At 63.2% G+C, this 3,094-nt stretch carries 3 protein-coding genes; all 3 read left to right on the forward strand.

Translation table 11 applies throughout. The features are described 5' to 3' along the window. Positions 1-445, forward strand: a 445-nt coding sequence (locus N3J91_08015; GenBank protein ID MCX8156376.1) for a hypothetical protein, incomplete at its 5' end; no start/stop codon positions are given. A gap of 229 nt (positions 446-674) precedes the next feature. Further along, on the forward strand, positions 675-1,166 hold the full coding sequence (locus N3J91_08020; GenBank protein MCX8156377.1) for a response regulator: 492 nt from the start codon (positions 675-677) through the stop codon (positions 1,164-1,166). 107 nt (positions 1,167-1,273) lie between these two features. Then, a partial coding sequence (locus tag N3J91_08025; GenBank protein MCX8156378.1) for a methyl-accepting chemotaxis protein occupies positions 1,274-3,094 on the forward strand: 1,821 nt, incomplete at its 3' end.

The raw sequence follows: 3,094 nt of genomic DNA on the forward strand, positions 1-3,094 counted from the left end.
GATTCAGACCATCCAGGGGGACAGCCACGGGGCGGTGGAGGCGATCCGGGAGATTAGCGAGGTGATCCGGAAGATTGACCAGATTCAGACGGTGATTGCCAGTGCGGTGGAGGAGCAGGCGGCGACGATGAACGAGATTACGCGCAATGCGGCGGAGGCCGCGCAGGGCAGCCAGGAGATTGCCCGCAACATCGCCGGCGTCTCCCAGGCCGCCCAAAGCACCACCCAGGCCGTCTCCGGCACCAGCGCCGCCGCCAACGAGCTGGCGCGCCTGGCTGGCGACCTCAAGGTGATCGTGGGCCAGTTCAAACTGGACTCCGGCGGCAATGGCCACCCCGTCCCCACCGGCGGTTCCATGCCCGATCCTTTGCTCCAACGCATGTCCAAACGCACCCTGACCCCACGGACGGAGGTCAAGCCCGAAGCCAATATGGTGGCCGCTTGAGTTGATGCTCAGAAGCCATCAGACCGCCGCCGGCAGTCCACGGATGGGCTGCCGGCGGATGGTTTTCGCGACGGGGGCGGATCAACAAAGGCGTCCGGTGAGATTCTTCTAAAGTCCTCCAGCCCCATGCCGATGAATCAATTGACGTTAATCGTTACGGGCAGGGCGAGCGGTGTGCCTGAAGGGCGGGCGCCCGGGCTGCGCTGTGAAACCCGCCGAGCTTAAGACCATGAAGATTTTAATCGTGGACGACAACGCGCTGGCCTTGCGCGTGATGTACAACCACCTCCTCAAGGACGGCCATGAAATCATCACGGCCGGTTGTGGCTCAGACTGCCTCCAAATCCTCCTTGGCCCCAACCCCCCGGGCGTGGCCGTGCTCGATTGGATGATGCCCGACATGGACGGCTTGGAAGTGTGCCGCCGGGTGCGCCAGGAGCAAAAACTCACCCGCACCTATATTTTGATGACTACCTGCATGCAATCCAAGGAAGACTTGATCCAGGCATTGGATGCAGGCGCAGATGCCTATCTCTTCAAACCCTATGATTCGGCCGTCTTTCGGGCGCATGTGCGCGCCGGCCTGCGCATCGCCGAGTACCAGGAAAAACTCCGGCAAACCACCCCGCCGCCCTGCTACCCCTTGACCGAGATGAGCGAATCCGCCCCGGCCCCAACGCCCGGCCCGGCCCAGGCCACCGCCCGCGCCCTCGAAGTTTAACGCGCATCCTTCCAAAAAAGTCTTAAGTCTGGAAGTTGACTGCCGATGAACAGTGCGTAATGGCCATCCTCGCTGTGGCCGCCCGTGACACACATTGACACACGCCAATGAAAATACGCACCAAAATCGTTACCCTGGGCGCCAGTGTGGCCCTTGGCATGGCCGCCGTCCTGGTGTTGGTAATCCTCTTCCAATCCCGCCAGATCAATCATCGCATCCAGGAGGCCCAATCCAGCACCGACAAATTGCGCCATGACCTGGAGACCGAACTCCGGCGCATGATGTGGGCGGACCTGGAAAAAAGCGCCCGCAGCATCTATACCCTCTTGGAGGCGTCCGATAAACGCACCGAACGCCGCCTCCTCCATGCCCTGGCCGTCGCCCGCCAGCAGGTGGACGAGGCCGGCGGATTCCGGCTGACCACCAACGCTGTCCAGTGGTCGGCCATCAACCAATTCAATGGCGAACAAAAAAATATCACCCTCCCCGGCATGTGCCTCGGCACCCAGTGGCTGGGGCAAATCACCGCCACCAATCAACCAGCCCCGCTCGTGGACTTTGTCAAACGCACCACCCGCGATTATTGTACCATCTTTCAGCGCATGAACGACGAGGGCGACATGCTCCGCGTCTGCACCAGCGTCATCAAAACCAACGGCGCCCGCGCCATCGGCACCTTCATCCCCCGCCTGCAACCCGACGGCACCGAAAACCCCGTCCTCAAGACCGTCCTCAGCGGCCAGACCTACCGCGGACGCGCCCTGGTCGTGGATGACTGGCATGCCGCCGTGTACGAACCCATCTGGGACGAGAAAAAGGAAAAAGTCATCGGCATGCTCTACACCGGCGTGAGCCTCCGCGATGTCAATCTGGAAGTCGCCCGCATGGTGCAGCAGGCCAAAGTCGGCAAATCCGGCAACGTGGTCATCGTCGGCGGCACCGGCGCCCAGCGCGGTGTCTATATTGTCTCCAAAGACGGCAAACGCGACGGCGAAAACATCTGGGAAGCCCGCGATGCCAAAGGACGGCCCTTTGTCCAGGAAACCATCAACAAAGCCGTCGCCGCCAAAGGCGAGCCCGTCTTCGACGCCTACGAATGGCGCAATGCCGGTGAAACCACCAACCGCACCAAGGTGGCCGCCCTCATGTATTATGAGCCCTGGAATTGGGTCATCAACGCCGGCTGTTACGAAGATGAATACATGGAGGTCCGCAACTCCCTCCAGGGCGTCGCCCAGGGGGTCCTCCAAACCTGCATCGGCATCGGCCGGCAATTCCGCGGCCTCCTCCTCTGGGCGGCCGCCGCCGCGGTGGTCGGCGTTCTCGCTTCGCTTGCCTGCGGCTTCTTTGTGGCCGGCCGCATCGTGCAGCCCCTCAACCAGAGCGTGGCCTTCACCCAGCGGCTCGCCCAGGGGGATTTCAGCCGCGAACTCCAAACTAAGGCCAAAGACGAAACCGGCGACCTCGCCCGCGCCATGAACGACATGGTCCGCCACTTGCGCCGCATGTTCCGCAAAGTCCAGGAAAGCAGCCTCCGCCTGCAGTCCCAATCAGGCGAGCTGGTCGCCGGCGGCCAGCAAATGGGCAGCAACGCCGAGGAGACGGCCTCGCAGGCCAACGTGGTGGCCGGGGCCTCCGAGCAGGTGAGCAAGTCGGTGGCCACCGTCGCCACCGCCGCCGAGGAGATTAGCGCCTCCATCAAGGAAATCGCCCGTCAGGCGGTGGACGCCGCCAAGGTGGCCAACCAGGCGGCCACCGCGGCCGAGCGGGCCAACCAGACCATGGGGCGGCTGGACGCCTCCAGCGCCGAGATCAACAACGTGGTCAAGGTGATCACCACCATTGCCGAGCAGACCAATCTGCTGGCGCTCAACGCCACCATTGAGGCGGCGCGCGCCGGCGAGGCGGGCAAGGGGTTTGCGGTGGTG

This window comes from Verrucomicrobiia bacterium (genome assembly GCA_026414565.1).
Lineage (GTDB): Bacteria > Verrucomicrobiota > Verrucomicrobiia > Limisphaerales > Fontisphaeraceae > Fontisphaera.

Bases quoted from the DNA above. Each gene is read 5' to 3' on its own strand.
- N3J91_08020 (MCX8156377.1), top strand. From the start codon at position 675: ATGAAGATTTTAATCGTGGACGACAACGCGCTGGCCTTGCGCGTGATG.